Origin of the sequence: Paenibacillus sonchi (assembly GCF_016772475.1) — a bacterium.
Lineage (GTDB): Bacteria > Bacillota > Bacilli > Paenibacillales > Paenibacillaceae > Paenibacillus_AQ > Paenibacillus_AQ sonchi.
Window position 1 is genome coordinate 6842535 of sequence record NZ_CP068595.1, and the last position, 21611, is coordinate 6864145.

At 54.8% G+C, this 21611-nt stretch carries 16 protein-coding genes, 1 pseudogene and 1 riboswitch; all 17 genes and pseudogenes read right to left on the reverse strand.

The window, feature by feature from the left end:
- Positions 1-25: 25 nt before the first annotated feature.
- The 17 genes and pseudogenes from JI735_RS30805 to JI735_RS30885 all read right to left on the reverse strand — a co-directional run bounded on the left by JI735_RS30805 (position 26) and on the right by JI735_RS30885 (position 21555).
- Positions 26-2119 (reverse strand): S-layer homology domain-containing protein, encoded by a 2094-nt coding sequence (locus JI735_RS30805; protein ID WP_202676757.1) that lies wholly within the window; start codon positions 2117-2119, stop codon positions 26-28.
- Between the two features lie 47 nt (positions 2120-2166).
- A riboswitch (cyclic di-GMP riboswitch) is annotated at positions 2167-2259 on the reverse strand.
- Positions 2260-3103: 844 nt separating this feature from the next.
- Positions 3104-3859 carry an RNA polymerase sporulation sigma factor SigF gene (gene sigF / locus JI735_RS30810; RefSeq protein WP_020430356.1) on the reverse strand — a complete coding sequence of 252 codons (756 nt, stop codon included), beginning with the start codon at positions 3857-3859 and terminating at the stop codon, positions 3104-3106.
- Between the two features lie 11 nt (positions 3860-3870).
- The gene (spoIIAB, locus tag JI735_RS30815) at positions 3871-4326 is read right to left on the reverse strand and encodes an anti-sigma F factor (protein WP_039834803.1); all 456 of its coding nucleotides are present in this window, start codon (positions 4324-4326) and stop codon (positions 3871-3873) included.
- Positions 4323-4676, reverse strand: a complete 354-nt coding sequence (gene spoIIAA, locus JI735_RS30820) for an anti-sigma F factor antagonist (RefSeq protein WP_020430354.1) — start codon at positions 4674-4676, stop codon at positions 4323-4325. Before spoIIAA ends, spoIIAB begins: the two co-directional genes overlap by 4 nt.
- A 174-nt stretch (positions 4677-4850) precedes the next feature.
- Positions 4851-6044: a D-alanyl-D-alanine carboxypeptidase family protein gene (locus JI735_RS30825; RefSeq protein WP_039834805.1), complete on the reverse strand. Its 1194-nt coding sequence runs from the start codon at positions 6042-6044 to the stop codon at positions 4851-4853.
- 216 nt (positions 6045-6260) lie between these two features.
- Complete coding sequence (locus JI735_RS30830) at positions 6261-7301, reverse strand: acyltransferase family protein (protein WP_039834802.1); 1041 nt, start codon at positions 7299-7301, stop codon at positions 6261-6263.
- 622 nt (positions 7302-7923) lie between these two features.
- Positions 7924-9114 (reverse strand): IS256 family transposase, encoded by a 1191-nt coding sequence (locus JI735_RS30835; protein ID WP_202676580.1) that lies wholly within the window; start codon positions 9112-9114, stop codon positions 7924-7926.
- 377 nt (positions 9115-9491) lie between these two features.
- On the reverse strand, positions 9492-10454 hold the full coding sequence (locus JI735_RS30840; protein ID WP_039836080.1) for an ABC transporter ATP-binding protein: 963 nt from the start codon (positions 10452-10454) through the stop codon (positions 9492-9494).
- Entirely contained in the window at positions 10451-11428 is a 978-nt protein-coding gene (locus JI735_RS30845) for an ABC transporter ATP-binding protein (RefSeq protein WP_020429673.1), read from the reverse strand. Before JI735_RS30845 ends, JI735_RS30840 begins: the two co-directional genes overlap by 4 nt.
- A gap of 283 nt (positions 11429-11711) precedes the next feature.
- Entirely contained in the window at positions 11712-12995 is a 1284-nt protein-coding gene (locus JI735_RS30850) for a M20 family metallopeptidase (RefSeq protein ID WP_060818868.1), read from the reverse strand.
- 107 nt (positions 12996-13102) lie between these two features.
- Complete coding sequence (locus JI735_RS30855; RefSeq protein WP_039836075.1) at positions 13103-14704, reverse strand: ABC transporter substrate-binding protein; 1602 nt, start codon at positions 14702-14704, stop codon at positions 13103-13105.
- A gap of 109 nt (positions 14705-14813) precedes the next feature.
- Entirely contained in the window at positions 14814-15713 is a 900-nt protein-coding gene (locus JI735_RS30860; RefSeq protein ID WP_020429670.1) for an ABC transporter permease, read from the reverse strand.
- Positions 15714-15744: 31 nt separating this feature from the next.
- Positions 15745-16755, reverse strand: coding sequence for an ABC transporter permease (locus tag JI735_RS30865; RefSeq protein ID WP_020429669.1), 1011 nt, complete (start codon positions 16753-16755; stop codon positions 15745-15747).
- 254 nt (positions 16756-17009) lie between these two features.
- The gene (locus JI735_RS30870; protein ID WP_202676758.1) at positions 17010-18536 is read right to left on the reverse strand and encodes a PucR family transcriptional regulator; all 1527 of its coding nucleotides are present in this window, start codon (positions 18534-18536) and stop codon (positions 17010-17012) included.
- 681 nt (positions 18537-19217) lie between these two features.
- The gene (locus tag JI735_RS30875) at positions 19218-19874 is read right to left on the reverse strand and encodes an aspartate/glutamate racemase family protein (RefSeq protein WP_202676759.1); all 657 of its coding nucleotides are present in this window, start codon (positions 19872-19874) and stop codon (positions 19218-19220) included.
- A gap of 50 nt (positions 19875-19924) precedes the next feature.
- Positions 19925-20870 (reverse strand): annotated as a pseudogene (locus JI735_RS30880) (aminopeptidase).
- Between the two features lie 16 nt (positions 20871-20886).
- Positions 20887-21555, reverse strand: a complete 669-nt coding sequence (locus JI735_RS30885) for an AroM family protein (RefSeq protein ID WP_020429658.1) — start codon at positions 21553-21555, stop codon at positions 20887-20889.
- Between the last annotated feature and the right edge of the window lie 56 nt (positions 21556-21611).

A 21611-nucleotide genomic window follows, 5' to 3' on the forward strand; every position in this document is an offset into this window, starting at 1 on the left:
AGACCGATCTCCTATCCGTGATAAGTTAGAGTAATTTCAGCTCAGCCAGCAGCTTGTACATAATGACTGCCGCTTCGGCTCTTGTGGATGAATCTTTAGGCTTCAAAAGCTGTCCGCTGCCCTGCACCAGCTTCTTGTCAACCGCCGCAGCTACGGATTTCCGTGCCCATTGGCTAATGGTGCCGTTGTCCTTGAATCCGGAGAGTACCGTCTGAAGCTTGACTGGGTCCGCAGCAGATGCCGGGCTGTGGGCAGTAGTGCTGCCAATCGCCCGCATCAGCATCACCATCATCTGTTCACGGGTCAGCGGAGCATTGCCATGGAAAAGCCCTGCGTCTCCGGTTACAATTCCTGCCGCCGCTGCCGCTTCCACATACGGGTAGGACCAGTGCGCAGCGGAAACATCACGGAAGGTTGGCTTATCCGTCTGCACCGGCTGCAGTCCAAGAGCTGCTGTCAGCAGCTTGGTGAATTCAGCCCGGGTCAGGATGGCTTTTGGCGCGTATACAGTTCCGTTCATCCCGTTCACGATGCCTCTTGCCGCCAGCACCTCCACAGCTTGCTGTGCCCAGTGGCCTGACATATCCGTGAATTGTGCCTCGCGCAGCATGACCGCGTACAGTCCAGAGGCTGATATTTTAGCCTGAACAAAACCGTCCTCCGCCGCAGTCACCCCGCCGATATAGCTCCAGATGCCTTTGTCCGGATTGTAGCTGTAGATTCCAAGCTTCTCCCGCTTTGACGTCCAAGGCTCCTCCTGCGGATACCGGACTGCCAGCTTGGCCGGGATCAGGAATGGAGCGCCCGCTTGTACTTGCCAGGCGGAACCAGCCTTGAGCAGCTTTTTGCCGCTTGCATCCAGCATTTCCTTCGTTTCCAGTTCAGCCTGGGCCAGGCTTACGCTGGTATTGTCCGGGAAGGTTCCTGCGGAAATCTCCAGCCGTGCCCAACCGTTCACTGCAGACAAAATGCCGCCTGAACTTCCAATAATCCGGCTGTCTTTGGCTCCAATAGTCACAGGGACCTTGGTCCCCGGGGCCGGACCCGGGTCAGCGTCTGGGCCTGGATTTGGGGTTGCACCTGGCGATGGAGTCGTTTCCGGTCCAGGAGTCGGGTTAGGGGTTTCTTTTAAATCAACTGATTCTATGTAATCATCTTTCTTGCTGTACAGCAGCTTGCTCCCGCTAATTCCGATCAGCTTCACCCCGGCATCTATCGGCAGCGGTTTTACTGCATATGTAGTGAGGTCTACCTGCTTCAGAGTGGCAGCACCGTCAACCTCCTCCTGGAACACAGCTTGTCCTTCACCTATGGACATAAAGGCATATTCAGTTCCCCCGGCTTTCATCCCGGTGAGATCCATTGGCTGTGCCGTCAGGTCTTTGATGTTCAGCAGTACATATTTGCTCCCTGTGGCACTGTTTTTCTGCTTGTACAGCACGTGGCTGCCGTTAAATACAAACCAGTCCACCGCATTCGCACCACCCAGGCTAACCAGTGCGCGGGTTACGCCACTGCTCACATCCAGCAGGCTGAGGCCCCCGTCACGGGCATTCTTGTAGACGACATTTCCGCCGGCCAGCACCGGGAAACGGCCTTCGCCCAGATCCGCTTCAACCCCTGTGGCCAGATCATGATAGATCATGCTGCCGTAATTTTTGCGTTCATACCAGACCACACCTACGCCGTCAGTTGTCGGATTGCCGTATTGGCCGGCCTGCTTGTTGAGCTTCATCTTCTTGCCTGTCTCCAGATCGGCAGTGTAGATATCCCAGTGGAGCGTAGCTCCCGGCTCACTTCCCTTGTCCGCCCACACCGCAACCGCTCCATGCACATAAGGCGCATCCTTGGCGGATGGACCGGCCGTAAGCACCGTATTTGCTCCACTGCGCTGATTCAGCGCGTGCACCTGCTTAACTCCGTCTGCATCCGGTTCCAGCCATATCAGCCGATCACCCGATACGCTATAGTCCGTTCTGCCCGGATTGGCCGCCGCAGCCGAAACCGAAGCCTGCCTTATGCCCAGACCACTGCCGGCAAGCCCCCAAGCAAAATCACCGCCGCGCAAACAGCTGTAACCGTCTGCGTAAACTTCCTTTTCCTTCCGAACCTCATCCACTTCTCTCCCCCAGCGCTATTTGTAGGCACGCCAAAAAACCAAGTGCCTTGAGCGGCCCGGCTGCCCTGACATCCCTTCCGGATGAAGTAGGCCCGTGGCTTTGCGTCTCCGACTTTCGTACGGATTTGCCTTTGTTCCAAACTCGGTTTTCTGTCCTTGTATGCTTATGTAAATGAGACTTTAGATGTAGAGGACACTCTTATTATCGGAATTTATTCCTATCGAATTAAGATGTTCTATTTTTTCCTTTTTCAGGGATACGGACAGGAAATCCTTTAATGGAGCGGATCAGGCATGGAAACTAGTAGAGCATCCCGGAAGGCTAGATTGACGGACTCCTCGCCATCCATCTTGTAGATAATCAGATGGGTGCTGTACACTCGAACCTAAAGGGAACCACGACGTTACGGACTCCAGCGCCGTTATTTCAACAATCCGGTCTTTTTATTCAAGCTAACGGACAGAGGAGACGCTAAGCTGGCATTTCCCGGAGCACAATAGTGGATTTGCATGAAATAGGGTCATCTGGGTCCGTAAGTGCCCAGCAAAAACTGATTTCAAGCAGATAACGGCATCTGGGTCCATTAGGGGAAGTCCCCCCTTTTTTCAGGGGAGGCTGGAAGAGTTCGATCCTCTGCTGTACGAGCCGTTTGGCTTTGTTTTCTCCTCTCTGTCCGATTCATTGCTGCGCCCCACCAAACCACACGCAAAAAGCCGCCTCTCCCAAGGCGGCTTCCTGCTCCAAACGTTTATTTCACCCGTCACATTCACTGCTCATACTTACTTGCAAAATCCGGCCACACACTGTTTTCCTTACTTGCCTCCGCTGCCTTCTGCCTTACTTCCTTGCTCGCCCTACTTCCCTATTACCTTACTTCCCGCTCGTCTTGCTCCCCTCTTGCCTTACTTCCTTGCTCGCCTTGCTTCCCTCTCGCCTTACTTCCCTGCTTGCCTTGCTTCCCTGCTTGTACCCTGCCAGCCAATCTACTGCGCAATCTGCTCGCGGATGCTCGCGAGGATTTTCTTCTCCAGCCTCGACACCTGGACCTGCGAGATGCCGAGGCGGCTGGCGACTTCGGATTGGGTCTGGTCGCGGTAGTAGCGCAGGTAGACGATCAGGCGCTCGCGCTCGGTCAAGGCCCCGATGGCCTCATTGAGTGCGAGCTTGTCGAACCAGCGCTCCTGCGTCTCGTCGGCAATCTGGTCGATCAGCGTGATCGGATCGCCGTCGTTCTCGAAGACGGTCTCGTGGATTGAAGTCGGCGGCTTGTTGGCCTCCTGGGCGAACACGATCTCTTCGGGTGTCACCCCCAGCGCCTCCGCGACTTCGCCGATGGTCGGCAGCCGGTCCAGCGTTTTGGACATTTCGTCCTTCATTTTGCGGACCCTGTTGGCCATCTCCTTGAGGGAACGGCTGACCTTGAGGGTGCCGTCGTCCCGGAGGAAACGCTGAATCTCGCCGATAATCATCGGCACGGCATAGGTGGAGAATTTGACCTCATAGCTGAGGTCGAATTTATCTACGGACTTCAACAGTCCGATACAGCCGATCTGGAACAAATCGTCAGGCTCATACCCGCGGTTCATAAACCGCTGCACCACCGACCAGACGAGGCGGATATTGCAGTTGACCAGCGTGTCGCGGGCCAGATTATCTCCGGCTTGACTGAGTGCGATCAGACGTTTGACCTCCGCATCGTCCAAATAGGTCGGCGGAGCTTTTTTTGACTCTGCATCCATGGCTCCAACCCCTAATTGTATAAAGCTTTTTTCGAGACGATGGTTTTCTTCATTGAAATGGAGGTACCGCGCCCCGGTTCACTTGTAACTTCGAATTCATCCATGAAATTCTCCATAATCGTAAAACCCATGCCCGAGCGCTCCAGCTCAGGCTTGGACGTATACAGCGGCTGCTGGGCCAGCTCCAGATCCTCAATGCCCCGGCCCTTATCTTCAATCGTGAGATGCACAGTTTCATGCTCGATGGAGGCAGAGATGCTGACAATGCCTTCAGGATCACTGTCATACCCGTGGATAATACAGTTGGTGACCGCCTCCGACACAACCGTCTTCAGGTCATTCAGCTCCTCCATCGTCGGATCGAGCCGGGAGACAAAAGCCGCCACCACCACGCGCGCGAACGATTCGTTCTCCGACAATGCGGCAAACTGGACGCTCATGAAGTTACCCGCTTCGCTTTTAGTCATAACGCAACCTCCAAATCCGAGAGTGCAGCGCTCTCGTCGTCATATAGGGGCATGATTTTGAACAAGCCCGACATTTCCAGCAGCCTTTGTACTGGCGGTGCGGCATCACAGACGACCATTTTCCCGCCTTTGCTGCGGATCAGCTTGTACCGCCCGAGAATGACGCCCAGCCCTGAGCTGTCCATAAACTGCAGTTCCTTCAGGCTGAGAATCAGATGCTCCACCTGTCCCCGCATAATGGCTTCATCCATATCCATTCGTACATATTCGGCTGCATGATGATCCAGCTCTCCAGACAGCCGGACAATCAGCACACCCCGGTGATGCTCCATCTCCACATGAGAATTCATGCTTGCCACTCTCCTCTTCGTTGCTTTGAAAAACCGTCCTGCACTTCAGTTCTTTCCCCTACAAGGACAAGGTTTTCTACGCGGGAAATCTATAATCCTGCCTCACGACAAAACTAGAAGAAAACCCCTACGAATCAACAGAAGGCCTGAGGCCAATCTACAAAAAAACCGAATTTAATCCACCCTGAACATAGAGCCTGCGGTCCTTTTGAACAGCTTCCACCAGCCTGCCTTCGGCACATCCGTGTCTGCTTTCAGCTCATATTCCTTGATCTTGTCTGTGCCCTGATATACGACCAGCTTGCCGACGGCCTGTCCTGCCTTTACAGGAGCTTTTAGGCTTTCGGGCACAACCAGCTCATGGCGGATGCCTTCCTGGGTGATTCCTTTTTTCAAAAGCACACTATACGTTTCCTTTGCAGTCAGCGGCAGCTTTGTCTTAACACCTTTTTCAATCTTCACACTGCCAATGGCTTCTCCCGCTTTGTGGATCGTATGAACCTTGTACTGGGAAAAGAGATAATCGAACATCCCCGACACTTCGCTGTTGCGCGTTTTGGTGTTAGGTTCGCCTAAGACAACCGCAATGGCACGCAGTCCGTCTCTGGCCGCAGTTGCGGAAAGGCAAAACTTCGCTTCCGCCGTATAACCGGTTTTGAGACCGTCAGCGCCCGTATAAAAGCGCACCAGCTTGTTCGTATTCACCAGCCAGAACGGCTTGGTCGAATCCTTGCGCAGATAATCCTGATAGGAGCCGGTGTACTTGATAATCTGTTCATGCTTCAGCAGCTCCTTGCTGATGACGGCAATGTCATGGGCGGAGGAATAATGATTCTCGGCCGGCAGACCGTTGCAGTTGGCAAAATGCGTGTCCTTCAGGCCAAGCTCCCCGGCCCTTTGATTCATAAGATCCACAAAAGCGCTCTCCGACCCGGCCAGCTTCTCTGCCATTGCCACAGAAGCGTCATTACCCGAGGCCATCGCAATGCCCTTGAGCATTTCATCCACAGTCATTTCTTCGCCGGGCTCCAGAAAAATCTGCGACCCGCCCATCGACGCGGCATATTCGCTCGTCCGCACCTTGTCGGTCAATTGCAGCCTGCCTTCATCCAGTGCTTCCACGGTCAGCAGCATGGTCATGATTTTGGTAATGCTTGCCGGCGGCAGCTTGTCATGGCTGTTCTTCTCATAAACCACGGTGCCCGTGTTCGCATCCATCAGAATCGCGGAGCGCGCTCCGGGTGCGAGATTCACGGCAGCGGCGTTTTTGCCGGTGTCCTTGACTTTGGCTTTTTCCTCTGCATACGCGCCTGAAGCTGATCCCAGAACCGAAGCAGCAACACACAGCACGAGCAGTACATAACGCATTTTTCTCACGATGGTTCCCCTCCTGAACATTAACCTTCATTTCACAGGTACTGTGTTCCAGTCTGGTCAGAAAGGGTGAAAATTATTCCATTTAACTGTAAAAATGCGCGGCAACAGCGTTCAATCTGCTGGTGTGGAACCCCAATTATTACAGATGGATGAGATCGCCTAATTTTGAAGGCCATTGTGCTGGTGTGAGTAAGTTGAAAATGGCTGCTAATCTCCGGGAGAAACACTGCTCCGAACCGCGGTTCGTTCACTGTAGCTGACGGCAGGACGGCTGCCTCCGTGATGTCCCAGGTACAATCTGGATAGCACCGGGAACCGGCTGATCCACAGGGCTGCGAGCAGCGGGACACCTACGCCAACCAATGTAAAAGGCACGAGGCCGTAGTCTGCGCCAAGCAGATATTTTAACGCGTAATTGACCGGCAGATGCAGATACATGATGGCAATCGTATTGCGGCCCAAATTGCCCAGCCATTGCAGCGGAAAAAGCCTGGACAACCAGTACACCCCGGCGCAAATGGTCAGGGAGACCAGCAGCGGAATGAAGAGATCCAGCACCACAGCATCATATTCCTTGTATTTCATATTCAGGCTATAGCGGATCATTCCGGCACGCTCCAGAGCAACAACACCTGCACACAGCGGGAGCAGCAGCGGCAATGTAATCCGGCGGCGGATCAGCGCGGGGATCGCTTTTTTGCCATAATAGCCGACAGCGTAATAAGTCACAGCCAATAGGGAAACGTCGATGTTCCAGGGAAGGTTGAAGGTGTGGAGCGAAGTGAGGGAGATCAGATGGGATAATGAATAAGCGGCGGTGATCAGGAGGAGCTGTGTTCTCATCGGGTAGCGGACGATATATCCAAACAGCAGTTGGGTAAAAAGCAGACAGGTGATAAACCAGAATACACCGTATGGACCGGTCAGCGACAGTCCCCCGTAGAGCAGCCTGGCGATATTTTCGGCAAAGTCTTTAAAATTGAAGCTGAAGAGCAGCAGCACAGTCGCAATCAGCATTCCATAGGCTGCATAAGGTGTCATCAGACCTTTGGTCCGTTTGGCCGCCCAGCCCAGGTACCGGCAGGAATCTACCGGTTTGAAGACCAGTCCGCTGAGTATAAAGAACAACGGCATCCGGAACCACGACAGATAATGGTTGGCTGCCGCATCGCCGGAGTGCCCCATGACCACAAAAATAATGCTGAAACCCTTAGCTGCGTCAATCCACAGCTCTCGTTGTTTATTCACCTTTTATTCCATCTCCTCCCAGTTCAGTTTTATATTTATTGTAATTATAGGGGAGTTTACTTTTCATTTCAAACCAAAAGTTACTTTTTTGTCATAATTGAATCAGAAGTCGCAGATGGAACAGGGGTAGGCCCCTTTGCAAAACAGCCGCTTCTGTGTGTTTCGGTTGAGGGGTTAGAAATAGGCCTGGAAGTGGTCTATATAGGAGCGTTGAACTAAGTTTTTCAAGTTGCGGGAAGCCTCGCGGGGAAGCTGTGTGGTACAGACGGCGGGGTGTGTGGCAGACGGCGGGGTGTGTGGGGCAGACGGCGGGGTGTGTGGGAAGCAGGGGGGAACCTGGCGCCAGTGCGGGATAATCCAAGGTCGTTTGACCTTTGGTTTGGGTCCCGGGTAGTGTCCAAAAATTGTGTAAGTGAATTACGTACCTTCTTGGCGCTTCATTAGCTGGTTAAGTTAGCTGGTTAAGTGGAAAAAGTATCACTAATTTGATCGAGCATCAAGTAACTCGGTAGCGTCAAGAAGTTTGTGTAAGAAGCGTAGAGTATCTTCTCGAGTATTCGTTTTAGGTGGTAGGGGTGTTCTTGGGGTGGGGGTTCCCCACCCCAAGAACAAGAGAAATGGGCTACTTTTCCTGCAATTCCTGGGCAGGATATCGTGCCTCAAACATCTCATTCAGTTTCTTCTTTACCTCTAGATCCCCAAAACCGCGAATCACTCGTTCGGCAAAGCGCTCGTTATACTCCACAACATCCAGATAAACAATCTTCTCTGCCGCATCCATATTGGTGAGGCTGTTCATGGGTTTGAGGCGCTTCCGAATTTCCTTATTCATTCGTTCAATGGGATTGGACGTGTAGATGGCTTCCTTAATGAGCGCTGGATACTTGTAGAACGTCAGTAAGGTCGCTAATTGCTCTTCCCATGACTGCATCTCTTTCGGGTAGAGCTTGCCCCATTTGGCCTTCACGGTATCGAATGCAGCCCGGGCCACATCCTCATCGGCTGAGGTGTAGATCGTCTTTAGATCTTCAATGACTTCGGTTTTGTGCTGCACCCGTATTTTGGGAAAGGTCGACCGAATCTTGTGAACCACACAGTGCTGTACGTCTGCCTTCGGATACGTTTCGCGGAACGCTCCATCCAGGCCGGGGAGTCCGTCAAACACGCCGAGCAAGACTTCCTGCGCTCCGCGGTCGTAAAGATCCTTCAGGACCTCCCGCCAGCCATTGGCGCTTTCTTGGCCCCCCACATAAAACCCGAGGATTTGTCGGTGGCCTTCTTCGTCAATGCCCATCGCGAAATAAACCACTTCTCCGCCGACGGTGCCACGTTTGAGTTTGACGTATAATCCGTCCAGATAGATGACGGAATAACGCTTTTGCAGAGGGCGCTTCTGCCACTGGTGAATGTCTTCGAGGACGGTTGCCGTAATGTTGCTGACCGTCGTGGGAGAATAGTGACTGCCGAACATACTTTCAATGAACCGGGCCACATCCCGTGTCCCCATTCCGCTTTTGTACATCTGAATGACGGCCTCTTCTAACGAACCGTCCCGCCGTTGGTAGGGCTCAAACAGTTGCGTCTGGAACAGAGCCTGACGGTCACGAGGAACCTTAAGATTCTCCACATTTCCGTATTTCGTGTGCAGATTGCGCGGGTAATATCCATTGCGACTGTTGCTTGGACCGGACTCTTCCGTAGCCATGAATTCTTGGATTTCTGCTCGCATGATGGACTCTAAGTTCTCTTTCACAAATTGAGTAACAAGATTTTCAAATAGATTATTCAGCATATTTTCGGGTACAATAGTCATTGAGTAGGGTTCCTTTCTTGGTGGTGTCGTAATCCCGAGAATACCCTACTTTTTTGTTGCCTACTAGGCCCCAAATCTTGGTACACAACTTATTTTACGCCATCAGTAACTCGGTAGCTAAGTGGAAAAAGTATCACTAATTCACCCACATTCGCCCCAGATAAAGGAATAGCGCGAAATTAAGTGCCCTTTTTCCACCTAACCCTCGGATTTCTTGATTTTCGAGAAATTTAAGTGCCCTTTTTCCACTTGGCTTGCCACCGGGAAGCCCCCGTGCAGGGAAATCAAAGGTATTTTTACCTTTGATTCCGTCCCTGGCGCCCCTACGCCGCTCAATCCAAAGAGCCACCCGTCTCCGGGTGGCTCCAATTTTACTGCTAATACAAATGGCAGGATACCTGATGTCCCGAGTCCAGATGGCGCAGCACCGGCTCGTCCTTGCGGCATTTGTCCATGGCGAAGGGACAGCGGGGATGAAAAGCACAGCCGGAGGGTGGTGTCTCCGGGTTCGGCACGTCGCCGGTCAGCACAATCCGCGACTTTTTGAGTCCCGGATTCGGCACCGGCACGGCGGACATCAGGGCCTGCGTGTACGGATGCAGCGGCTTCGCGAACAGCTCCTTGGTCGGAGCAAGCTCTACGATGCGGCCCAGATACATCACCGCCACCCGGTCGCTGATAAATTTCACGACCGAGAGGTCATGGGAGATGAACATGTAGGTCAAACCGTACTGCTCCTGCAGATCCTGCATCAGATTGAGTACCTGTGCCTGAATCGATACATCCAGCGCGGAGACCGGCTCATCGCAGACGATGAACTTTGGATTCAGCGCCAGCGCGCGGGCAATGCCGATCCGCTGCCGCTGGCCGCCTGAGAATTCATGCGGGAAGCGGTGGGCCTGATAAGGCGATAGACCCACGACTTGCATCAGCTCCTCGACACGGCTTTTGAGCTCATTGCTCTTAGCCGCTCCATGCGTCCGCAGCGGCTCCTCCAGGATGCGCTGCACGGTCCAACGCGGGTCCAGCGAAGCATACGGGTCCTGGAACACCATCTGCATATCGGTGCGGAACCGCCGAAGCTGCTCGGTATCCAGGCTGCGGACATCTGTGCCGTCAAACAGAATCTCGCCGTCCGTCGGCTCAATCAGCCGCAGGATGGCCCGGCCCGTGGTGGACTTGCCGCAGCCGGATTCACCAACAACAGCAAGGGTTTCTCCCTTCTCTACGGAGAGGGTGATGCCATCCACCGCTTTTACGGACCCCACCTGTTTGGCGAAAAAGCCTTTGCGGATCGGATAATGCTTCTTCAAATTGCGGACTTCCAGAATGGCGCTCATGATACCTCCTCCTGCTGCAGCAGACATCGGCAGCTGTGTCCTGGCCGGATTTCAAGCAGCTCCGGGCGTTCTGCCCAGCAGCGGTCAACTGCCGCCGGGCAGCGCGGTGCGAACCGGCAGCCGGATGGCAGATTGGCCGGATTTGGGACCTGCCCCGGGATCGAAGTCAAGCGGTCATTCTCCCCGGCAAGCTGGGGCAGCGAAGCCAGCAGCCCTTGTGTGTAAGGATGCAGCGGCTTACCGAACAGTGTCGCCACATCCGCCTCCTCGACAATCTGGCCTGCGTACATGATCACGACCCGGTCGCACATTTCGGCCACGACGCCCAGATCATGGGTAATCATCAGAATGGACATCCCTTCCGTCTGCTGCAGCTCGCGCATCAGATCGAGAATTTGCGCCTGGATCGTCACGTCCAGGGCCGTCGTCGGCTCATCGGCAATCAGCAGCTGCGGACTACAGACCATCGCCATGGCGATCATCACGCGCTGGCGCATCCCGCCGGATAGCTGGTGGGCGTACTGCTGGGCAATTTTTTCCGGACGGGGAATTCCGACCTTGCGCAGCATTTCAACCGCACGCTCGTCCGCTTCCTTCTTGCTCAGCTTCAGATGAAACCGGGCGGATTCGGAAATCTGCCGGCCAATCTTGAACACCGGATTCAGCGAGGTCATCGGCTCCTGAAAAATCATCGCAATCCGGTTGCCGCGGATACCCCGTACTTCCTTCACCGGCATCTTCAGCATATCCTTGCCTTCAAAACGGATCTGCCCGGCGGCAATCCGGCTGATCCGCTTCGGCAGCAGCTGCATGATCGACAGCGAGGTGATGCTTTTGCCGCAGCCGGATTCGCCGACGATGCCCAGCGTCTCCCCTTTGCGCACGGACAGGCTGATGCCGTCAACCGCACGGATCGTACCCGCAGCCGTTGAAAATTCGGTGCACAGCCCGGAGACTTCAAGCAGTTCTGTCATCTTTATCCCTCCCGGCATTAGATTTAGATTAGTCTGTTGAGCAGGCGAGACACCTTCTATCCTGCAATTCATTTTCACGCTTATATTCGCTTTCTCAAGGGCGCCGCAGCGGCATGAATGTCTGTTGCACGAAATACAGCAGATGGCGATTTCACCCCAAACAATGAACTTTCTATTGCATAAAAAGCAATCAGCTACACAAATCCCTTACCATATATATCGTAACATCTATTCCACTCAGAATTTCGGCGTAAAATTTGTCAGTAGAACTTCACGTTCCGAATTATTTTCCGCTCTCTTCGACTCCAAGATACTTCAGGGCGGTCAACGCATATACTTTGGCGCATTGGATGATCTGCCAGACCGGCGCTTTTTCATTGAAATTATGAATGGTGGACAGCTCAGCCGGGCCGTATTGCAGCACCGGAATCTGATGGGTCCGGAAATGGCGGGCATCGCTGGAGGCCCATTGCAGCACTCCGTAGGCTTCTTCGCCGCTTACCTCGCAGATGCTCTCCACCAGATTGCTGACAATCGGCTCTTCCGTAGAAGTCCAGTTGGCATTGCCCTGGAAGCCGAAGCCCTTGACCTCGGACTCAATGCCCGCTTCAAGCAGCAGTGAACGGGCACGGTCCAGCACATCGCGGTAATCGACGCCAAAAGGAACCCGTGAATCTACCTGCACTGTACACCGGTCAGCCACCACATTCACTTTCGTCCCGCCCTGAATCGTTCCGATGTTGACCGTCACATGGTCGAACACCTGGTAAGCGATGGAGCCGTCCTGTTCACGTTCCTTCACATAATCCTGGGAGATGCGGATGATCTCCTGGACCTCCTCCGGAATATCCGGCTTGATGTCCCATAAACGCTGCAGGGCTTCAATCCCTTTGGCCGCTTTGACAATCGCGCTCTCGCCCACCACCGGGGCCAGGCTTCCGTGTCCGGGAGTGCCTTCCACTGTGAATTCGAACCAGCAGCTGCCTTTCTGGCCAATGGTCGGATTCAGCGGGCCGGAAGGCTCGGCGATGACGGCAGCCGTTCCTGTGACCAGTTCGCGCTCAAGCACCCACGGCACCCCCAGGTGGCCGCCGGTTTCTTCATCCGGCACTACCAGCAGCGCCAGATCGCCGCGCAGGGGAACGCCCAGTCTGGACAGCAGCCCCATGGCGAAGATCAGCCCGGCCAGTCCGGCCTTCATGTCAGAGGCTCCTCTTCCCAGCAAGTAGCCATCGACGATGTCGCCGCAGAACGGATCGAAATCCCAGCGCGACCGGTCACCGGCGGGAACCACATCGGTATGTCCGCAAAAGATCAGTTTTTTATCCGAAGGCTCCGCAGCCCCGGTTTTCAGCGTAGAGACGAGGTTCAGCATCGTTTCGGTGGCCGGATGCACCTCTGTATCTATCCCTGCCTGCTTCAGATACTCCATGATAAAGCTGCTGATGTCCCGCGAGTCGCCCGGAGGATTCTCGGAGGGAAAACGGATCAGCTGTGAACACAGCTCCAGCAATTGCTCCTGCTCCGCATCAATCGCGCTCAGCACCTTGCTTTTCCAGTCTGTCATGAGTCCAATCTCCTTTATGTCCGCTGTAATTTGGAAAAAGAGGGACCGCAGCCGCCAAGGCCCGTCCGCTCTTTTGTCAAAATATAAGTCTTAGTCTGCTGTGCGTATTACTCCTGAATCGACAGCGGGTAGAAGCGGATGACTTCATCCGGATAGAACGCGTAGCCGCTGATCTTGTTGCTCATGCCGACAATGCGGTTGTATTCATACAAGTAAGCCCATGGTGCTTCCGTTGTAATGATCTCCTGAGCCTGCTTGTATAGCTCTGCGCGTTTGGCTGCGTCTGTCTCGGTATTGGCCTGCTCCCACAGCTTGTCTACTTCGGCATTCTGGTAATTGTTGTAGTTGGAGGAGCCTTTGCCGTACATCAGGAAGCCGAGATGATAACCAGGATCGTTGACAAAAGAAGTCCATTTGGAGATATATGCGGTCAGGTTCTTTGTTTTCTGCTGCTCCAGGAACTGGGCGCGGGCCAGCTTGTTGATGTTCATGGTGACGCCGATTTTGGCCAGCTCTGCCTGAATCAGGACCGCATCATCTTCCCAGTCATCGAAGCCGGAGCCGAGCGTGAAGTCAAAGGTAAACCCTTTTTCGTAGCCCGCTTCCTTGAGCAGTGCCTTCGCTTTATCCAGATTATGCTCATAGACATAACCTGCATCCGAGAAGCCCGGCGTATTGCTGGCCACCGAACTCTTCATCTGCTTGGCCTGTCCGTACATTACACCAGTCAGCAGTTCGTCATAGGGAATCGCGTAGTTGATCGCCTGGCGGACTTTTTCATTGTCAAAAGGCTTCACTTTGTTGTTCATCGCAAAATAGAGAATCCGGTTGCTCGCATTGGAGGCTACAGTCAGATTGCTGTTGCTCTTCAGGGTATCAACATCCTTCGGCGGAATTTCAATCGCCATGTCAACATCGCCTTTGTTCAGCAGCAGCACACGGTTGGAGGCTTCCTTGGTGAACTTCATCGTCACCTTGCCGAGCTTCGGCGCACCCTGCCAGTAATCTTCGTTCGGTGTAAAAACGGCCTCGGTGGCCGGGTCCCATTTCTCAAGGGTGAATGGACCGGAGCCAGCCGCATGGGTCTTGAGGTAGTCGGCGCCTTGGGCTTCAACCGTCTTCTTGTCCACAATGGAGAAGGTATACATCGCCAGAATCTGCAGGAAATTATGATTGGCATTCGTCAGGGCGATTTCAACGGTGGAATCATCTTTGGCGGTTACGGTTTTAATGGCTGCCATTCCGTAGAGAAAACTGCCGGAGCTGGACTTCGCCACACGGTCAAGAGAATACACCACCGAATCTGCATCTACAGGATTGCCGCTCTGGAATTTCACGCCAGACTTCAGCTTAAAGGTATAGACGGTATTATCGCCGGACACTTCCCAGCTCTCGGCAAGCATGGGCTTAATGTCTTCGGTGTTGGCGATATTTGCGCCATTGTCAGACTTGATGCCGTAGGTGACGAGCTGGTCGTATGCCGCCAGCACCAGGGTATCCGAGGTCAAATCGTTGGCTTCCGCCGGATCAAGCGTTGTACCGCCTTCAGAATAAGCGACCGTCAGAAAAGGCTTGGCTGCAGCCGCCGGTGCTGCGGTGCCCTCAGCAGCCTTAGTGGCAGCAGGCGTCTGTGGATTGGCGCTGCTTGCGCAGCCTGCCAGCAGGATTGAAAAAGCGGTGAGTGTGGACAGCAGTTTTACTCTTTTCATCAATAATTCCTCCCTTTTCTATACACTGGCTACAAACAAGATGCTGCTGATTTATCTATACCGGGCTGTATATCTGGAGCACCGGCGGCACCGGCCGCCGGCGCTCCTTTTATTTGCCCGAACGCAACCGTGGATCAAGCACATCCCGGAACCCGTCGCCGAGCAGATTAAAGCCAAGAATCGAGGTGGCAATTCCGAGGCCCGGGAAGGTGACCAGCCACCACTGGCCGGAGATAATATACTCCCGGCCCTCCGAGATCATCGCGCCCCACTCGGCGATCGGAGGTTTGACGCCTAGGCCGAGAAAGCTGAGGCTCGATGCCGTCAGGATGGCGAAGCCCATCCCCAGCGTGGCCTGTACCATCAGCGGGGCGAGGGCGTTCGGGAGAATATGCCGGTACAGAATGACCGAGTTCTTCACCCCGATGGCGCGGCTCGCTTCCACATATTCCTTCTCCCGGAGCGAGACGGTCTGGCCGAACATCAGCCGCGCAAACTCCGGAATGCCGACGATGCCCACGGCGATCATCGCACTGGTCAGGCCCGCCCCGATGGAAGCAGCGATCGCCATGGACAGCACCAGCGACGGGAAGGAGAGCAGAACATCCATCAGACGCATGATAATCGTTCCGGTCCTCCCACCGTAGTAGGCAGCTACCCCGCCAAGCGGGACACCGATCAGAAACGAGATGGCTACGGCGATGAGGCCGGTCCAGATGCTGATTCGTGCTCCGTAGAGCACCCGGCTGAAGATATCCCGTCCGAAGTTGTCCGTTCCGAACCAATGGCTGCCGGAAGGTGCCTGCAATTTGTTCGCCATGTCTGTCAGATAGGGATCATGCGGAGCAATCCATGGCGCGATCAGCGCGGTCACGGTCCAGATCACAATGAGGACAAGGCCGATTGCGGCAAGCCGGTTATGCAGAAGCAGGCGGATCAGTGTTTTGGGTTTGTGAGCAGCTGCGGGCGCTGAAGGACTGCCCTGGGCTGAGTGTGCTGCCGTGCTCAATGTAATCTCCTCCTTGAACGGAAACGTTCGTTTATTCATAGCGGATCCGCGGATCAATCAGGCCGTAGATCAGATCAACCGCCAGGTTGATGCCGCAGTAGAGGATAGCGCTGACCAGCGTAAAGGCTTGAATCGGCGCATAATCCGCAGCCAGAATGGAGTCCGTAACATAGCCGCCGATACCCGGCCAGGAAAAGATGGTCTCCGTGATCACCGCGCCTCCCATCAGATAACCAAACTGCAATCCGAGTACCGTCAGCGTTGGAATCAGAGCGTTGACCAGCGCGTGCTTGTAAATAACGGCGGATTCCTTGAGTCCTTTAGCCCGGGCGGTACGGACGAAGTCCTGATCGACAACCTCCAGCATGCTGGAGCGGGTCATCCGGGCCACAATGGCCATCGTGCCTGTGCTAAGGCAAATCGCCGGAAGCACCAGGTGGACGATACTGCTTTTTAGCGCAACCATATCTCCCGATAAAATACTGTCCAAAACATACAATCCGGTAATATGCGACGGCGGATTCAAGTCCCCGCTGATTCGCCCCATCGGAGCAGGCGCCCAGCCAAGAATGGAATAAAAGATATAAATGAACATCAGACCGAGCCAGAAGATTGGTACACAAGCGCCTATCAGTGAAAAGACACGTGAGATATGGTCCAGAACCGACTCCTTGCGGGTAGCAGCGATAATGCCTACAGGAATCGCCACCAGAATGGCGATCAGAATGCTCGCAATCGTCAGCTCCAGCGTCGCCGGGAACCGCGTGGCCAGATCACTTGCGACCGAATGCCCCGTGTGATAGGCGTAGCCGATATTCCCCTGGAACAGCTGTCCAAAATAACTGAAGAATTGAATGTACAGCGGCTTGTCCAGTCCCATGTCCTGGCGGATTTTGTTGACTGTCTCCTCCGGGGCCTGTTCCCCGGCCAGCATGATTGCAGGATCGCCCGGCAATACTCTGGAGAGAATGAACGTGATCACGATAATCCCGAGCAAGGCCGGAATCATCTGCGCCAGTCTTTTTAATGTGTAAGCAAACAATGAATCAACCCCCTTAAGGCTCTGTTATCTTCATATTCTCAGCCACACCTGTGCTGCTGCCGCAGGCTCCATGTCAGGTACCATGCGGTTTTTTGAATCTCTGTAGTAGTTGTGCTAATTCTACATAGATTTTGAACCCCTCACTACGTCCCGTTTAGCTAAAAAAAAGCACAACCGTTTGTCGATTGTGCACTACAACCATGCTTATATGTTACCTTTTCTGACGCGAAAGCCCATAAAAATGTCAATCCATTCTATTTTTCCTGCAGGTAGTAGTAGATCAGGCACAAATGACAGACAAACTGCTCGCGCGGATCATTCAGATCAAAGCCCGTTATGTCGCGGATACGCTCCAGTCTGTATTTGACCGAATTGCGGTGGATATAGAGGCTGTTTGCCGTCTCAATCAGGCTCCCCCGGCATTCCAGATAATGATAAAAGGTCAGCAGCATGTTGCTGTCATGCTCCTGGTCATACTGCCGCAGCTTGCCCAGCTTGCGCTCGAACAAGGCGGCAAAGCCCTCTCCGCTCAGCCCCTCCAGCAGATGATATACCTCGATCTCTTCGTAGCGGGTCACCCCGCCCGCCCCCTGGCCCAGGCGTTTGGCGACGGACAGCGCTTTGCGGGCTTCATTGTAGCTGGTCTGAATATCCCAGAGGTATTCCGGTGTCCCCACTCCCGTCCGGTAGCCGCCCAGACCTTCCGCTTTGTCCGACAGCCAGCCTTCCAGCGTCACCGCCCACGATGTCCCCTTGCCGCCGGCAACGCTGAATTTGCGGCCTTCCGGCGTCGGCAGAAACAGCACCGCCCGGTTCGAACGGAATTCCGCATGGGGGGTGACGCCGCGTTTGCGCGCTTCCTGCTCCAGCAGCCGGTTCACTGTCTCTTCATTCGGTGCTGTCTCCCCTTCAATCACGGCTACCTCCCATTTATGCTCGGGATTCATGCCCAGCTGGCGCGCCCGGCGCTCCACCTCATGCCTGGAGGGCAAAGGAGGCGTAAGCAGCTCATCAATGAAGTTGCCGCGCAGCCGGAACTCCGTATCCTCGGCTACTTTTTTCCGCATCAGCTCCAGAGCGAACACGAGCCGGGCCTGCTCAATCCCGACCTCCTCCATATCATCCAGCTGTTCTTTATCCACCAGCAGCCTGGCTACCGTCCGCCGGTCGACATGAATGTTCCAGCTCAGCGGCCGCTCCGCCAGCGACCAGTCGAACCGGGACGGCGAAGAAACGATGATGTTCCGCTCCGTATCCACCAGAGCTACGGGCGCTTTTAAGAAATCAGCCACATTGTCACTCACCGCCTGTATCCCGCTATTCTCCAGCACCATCGTGGTCAGCGTCCGGTAGACTTCCTCCGCACGGCGGAGCAGCATCGCCTGGCGGCCCAGCAGCAGCTCCATGACAGGCTGTGTAATATCCGTATAGGGGATTTCCGGCGGAATCTCCACAATCGGCAGTCCGCAGTCATTGCTCGCCTCAATCGCCCCCTGCGGAATTTCCTTGAGGAAACGCGCCGGCTTAATCGCCAGCGCCGCTGCGCCTAATTGGTCCAAGGTGTAGATCAGCTCGGTCAGCAGCGATGGATCATGGCGGATAGAATACGCTGTGGTCAGCAGCATCACGCCTTCGCTGATCCAGCCCTTCAAATCAGGAACCTCCATAACATCCACAAATCTCACCACCCGGTCCAGCCCCTGCACCCCGCTGATCACGGTCGCTTTGGACAGAATCGGAAGCTGCATCAGCTCTCTTAAGGTTATGCCCCGGGTATTCATTGATCCCTTCCCCCTTCTGCTGTCTTCAGTATTTCATGAATTTTCATGGAATATGCCAAACTTCAACTTCCGAATAGTTTATCAGAATTTGTCGAATTACCACAAGCAGAATCGGCTTTGCATTCCTCTGCAAGGGGAGGTGTACATTAAGAAGAGGGACTTCAATCTATAATCGTGGTCGCGGTCGGAAAACGAGGCATCAAGTGGATGCATAGGAAAACGATTGATTAAGTGGGCGCCAGCCGGGTGAAGCGGACTCAGATGATCTTATTTTGCGAAAAAGCCTCTGATTTCGGTTTATACGGACTCAGGCGACGTTATTTCGTTATTTTAGGCCCGGAACGCGGCGCAAATCCTCAATTAACGGCTTCTGAGTCCGCAAGCCCTTGAACATAGGCAGATTTCCGACAATAACGCTTCTCCAGTCCGCAACATTCGCTTTTCTAGTCGGCAACATTCGCTTTTCTAGTCCGCAACATTCGCTTCTCCAGGCGGCAACATTCTCATTGCCACCTTGGCGGGCACAACATAACCCACATAGTGAGACCTTTACACGGAAGCTGATTCAGGTCCTATGCGGGGACCCCAATCTATACTTTCTGATATGCAAAAAAGCAGATACCTTCCTTAGAATAAGAAGGTACCCGCTTTTCCAGTCATATAAAGAAGTTCCAGTTCCGGCTATTGCCGCCGGAGAAGCTCCGGCAGTGAAGCCGCAGATGCGGCCATTGCGCCGAGTGACAGGATCGGGTCCAGCGCGCGGATCCCGAGCTTCTCTTCCAGTTCTGCCGCCAGCCCGATGGTAGCGAAGCCTGTGCAGGCGAGAACAATGGCCTCTGCTCCGCGCTCCTTGAGCCGCGCAGCCGCAGTAAGCGCACCGGCCCGTCCGCCGGGCGTGTTCAGATCCAGGGTCGCCCGTACTCCGTCCGGACGGTCCATGCCCACGTAAGCTTCTCCGAGTATGCTTCGGATCAAGGGCGGAACCTCCTTCAGGATGGTCAGCACTCCCACCCGTGCGGAATAAGCCATCGCAACATGCGCGGCACAGGAGCCCGCACCCAGTACGGGCACCCGGACTGCGGCTCTGGCTTCCTCCAGCGCGGGATCTGCCGCGCAGCTGATCCCAATGGCCGTGCAGCCGCTGCGCTCCAGCTCGCGGGCCAGGGCAATAATTTTGGGGACCGATTGTGCTTCCGTCTCCTCATCAAATACCCCCAGGGGCTGATCCTGAATGCAGCGGCTCATGACGGGCAGCCCGAAGCGGCGCTCAATCAGCGCGCCGTGCAGATGAACCGCCGCTTCCTCCTCCAGTGTAATGACGCGTATAATTCCCAGCATCCTTATCCCTCCTGTCCGGCAGCCTTTAGCCGTTTGCCGCTATTTCCATCCTACAGCAGTTCTCCGCCGCGCATAATCAGCTTGTCATCCAGATAGACATCCGGCTTCATCACCACAGCATCGATGTGCACCCCTGCGGCCACCACTCCGCCAAAGGTATTGTTGCTGCCAAAAGCCACATGAATCGTCCCGTACACCTTCTCATCCTCCAGCACAACGCCGGTGATTCTCGCCTTGTTGTTCGTCCCGATCCCGAATTCGCCGAGCAGCCGGCCGTCGCCTGCGCCCAGCAGCTCCAGCAGCTTGTCCCCGCCTTCACCTTCGGCTGCGGTCAGACGGCCCTGCTCCACGGTAAGCACCATCGGACTGCTTCAGGGCGCCGATTCCGGCAACAGAGCCGTCTACCTTGATGCGCCCCGAAGCAGTGCCTTCCAGCGGTGCGATGTAGGCTTCACCCGAAGGCAGATTGCCGGATTCCCCGGGATTCAGATACAGGCCTGTGCTGAGGATGCCTTCCCGTCTCTCAGTGGAGAAGGATAAGCTTAATCCATCCTTCTCAATGCGGACACTGCGGCTGCCGGACAAAAGCGCGGCAACCCGCTCGGTCAAAACTTTTACCTGCCCATAGTCCGCTGTTATCGCCCCTTGACTGAACATATCATCGGTCATCCCCGGCATGGTAGCTACCCGGGTGCCAGCGGCAGCCGCCTGCTTGCGTGCTGCCGTATGGGTCATCGAATGAGTCGTAATGCATACTGCCACATCCGATTTGGCCATCGCTTCAGCAATGGCGGCCGGCGGCTCTTCGCCGGACCGGGTCCGTTCCTTCATAATCATCAGCACCGTCTCGGCACCAAGCCGTTTGCCTGCTTCGTAGACCGATTCTGCAAGCTCCCGCTTGTCGTCATCCGCAACTACAACAAGCTGTTCATGGCTGCCAAGCCCCAGACAGTCCTTCAGGACATTCATACTGATTGTGATCCGTTGTTCACTCATGTTAACTTCCTCCTGATTACACCATTTCGGCGATCAGCTTTCCCATCAGTGCATTGGACAGCACGACAGGGACTCCGGCTGATGCCGCCCACTGTCTATGCTGCTCCAGATAGCCCATACAGTCAAGTACAATCACATCTGCCCGGTCCTTCAGCTTCTCCGCCGCCGCACGGAAATCGGCTTCGCTCCCGGTATACGGGGAGACGGCGGCAAAGGGCAGGGCACTGCCTGACGCGGCAAACTTCTCGTTCAGATTCTGCTCCTGCTCGGGCAAGGGGCCGATCAGGCCCAGGCGGCGCTTGCCGGTCAAAGCCTGCACCACCGGAGGAATAATCCGGTCCGGCTCGATCAAATGCGCCCGGACTGTGCGCAGACCCGGGAACTCGCCTGTACAGAGCAGCAGAATCGTCTTAATACCTGATGCTTCCATGGCATCAATTTTCCCTTGGAGAACGGACTTTATCCGTTCTCTGGAGACCACAGCGGCCGAGCCGTCCCGCATCCGGGAGGTCAGGACATACTCTCCTTCACCGGGAGTGTAATATTCCCGGACCTGTGCCGGAGTGAAGCCGTCCAGCACCCCGGACTGGACCAGTTCCGCGCGTCCCTCCAGGTATTTTTCCAGGATGGGGGCCACATCGGTCCTCGGGGCTTGCCCAATGGTAATCAGCCCTATTTGCTTCAACCTTGCTCCCTCCTTACGCCTCAGCTCCGGCCCCGTCTCATCGCTAAGAATGGATG

Excerpts from the sequence above, each read along its gene's own strand:
- sigF (WP_020430356.1), bottom strand. The coding sequence starts at position 3,859 with ATGGATGCAGAGTCAAAAAAAGCTCCGCCGACCTATTTGGACGATGCG.
- spoIIAB (WP_039834803.1), bottom strand. The coding sequence starts at position 4,326 with ATGACTAAAAGCGAAGCGGGTAACTTCATGAGCGTCCAGTTTGCCGCA.
- spoIIAA (WP_020430354.1), bottom strand. The coding sequence starts at position 4,676 with ATGAATTCTCATGTGGAGATGGAGCATCACCGGGGTGTGCTGATTGTC.
- JI735_RS30825 (WP_039834805.1), bottom strand. The coding sequence starts at position 6,044 with ATGCGTTATGTACTGCTCGTGCTGTGTGTTGCTGCTTCGGTTCTGGGA.
- JI735_RS30835 (WP_202676580.1), bottom strand. The coding sequence starts at position 9,114 with ATGACTATTGTACCCGAAAATATGCTGAATAATCTATTTGAAAATCTT.
- JI735_RS30840 (WP_039836080.1), bottom strand. The coding sequence starts at position 10,454 with ATGAGCGCCATTCTGGAAGTCCGCAATTTGAAGAAGCATTATCCGATC.
- JI735_RS30845 (WP_020429673.1), bottom strand. The coding sequence starts at position 11,428 with ATGACAGAACTGCTTGAAGTCTCCGGGCTGTGCACCGAATTTTCAACG.
- JI735_RS30850 (WP_060818868.1), bottom strand. The coding sequence starts at position 12,995 with ATGACAGACTGGAAAAGCAAGGTGCTGAGCGCGATTGATGCGGAGCAG.
- JI735_RS30855 (WP_039836075.1), bottom strand. The coding sequence starts at position 14,704 with ATGAAAAGAGTAAAACTGCTGTCCACACTCACCGCTTTTTCAATCCTG.
- JI735_RS30870 (WP_202676758.1), bottom strand. The coding sequence starts at position 18,536 with ATGAATACCCGGGGCATAACCTTAAGAGAGCTGATGCAGCTTCCGATT.
- JI735_RS30875 (WP_202676759.1), bottom strand. The coding sequence starts at position 19,874 with ATGCTGGGAATTATACGCGTCATTACACTGGAGGAGGAAGCGGCGGTT.